This is a genomic window from Microcoleus asticus IPMA8, assembly GCF_013179805.1.
Lineage (GTDB): Bacteria > Cyanobacteriota > Cyanobacteriia > Cyanobacteriales > Microcoleaceae > Microcoleus > Microcoleus asticus.
The window spans coordinates 1-643 of record NZ_SRRZ01000315.1; the positions used below are offsets into that span (position 1 = coordinate 1).

A 643-nucleotide genomic window follows, 5' to 3' on the forward strand; every position below is an offset into this window, starting at 1 on the left:
ACTCGTAATAAGCGTCACTTTTATCAACGTGGTCTCAGAGCTGCAACCTTGCTCCGGCAAGGTTCCTAGCTATATTTGTCACCCCCCCAGACTGTCCTGTCCTCACTTCCAGTGACAATCATCTCGCCATCTGGACTAAAGGCGACTGATTCGACCGAAGTCTGATGAGCCTGAAAAGGTTGCCCAATGAGGTTGCCATCAATATCCCACAAGTACACCCTCCCATTCCCCTTTCCCCTGATACAACTTGCACTAACAATCATGGTGCCATCAGGACTGAAGGCAACTGACTGGACAGGGCTTTCATGCCGAAAGGTGTGCCCAATGGAGTTGCTATCAATATCCCACAGGTGTACCGCATTGTAACTTGTACTAAGAATCATCTTGCTATCAGGACTAAAGGCAACTAGCGTGACCCCATCATCCTTAAAAGGTTCTCCAATAGGTTCGCCATTAAGCTTCCATAAGCGCACCGTCTTATCACCACCACTGACAATCGTTTTGCCGTCAGGACTAAAGGCAACTGACAGGACAATATCTTCATGACCTTCAAAAGGTTCTCCAATAGGTTCGCCATTAAGCTTCCATAAGCGCACCGTCTTATCACCACCACTGACAATCGTTTTGCCGTCAGGACTAAAGG

Annotated in this window: 1 protein-coding gene; it reads right to left on the reverse strand. The window is 47.9% G+C overall.

Annotation, left to right across the window (positions count from 1 at the left end; genetic code table 11):
• Positions 1-65: 65 nt before the first annotated feature.
• The coding region (locus E5S67_RS32105) for a WD40 repeat domain-containing protein (protein WP_216670860.1) at positions 66-643 on the reverse strand (578 nt) is incomplete at its 5' end.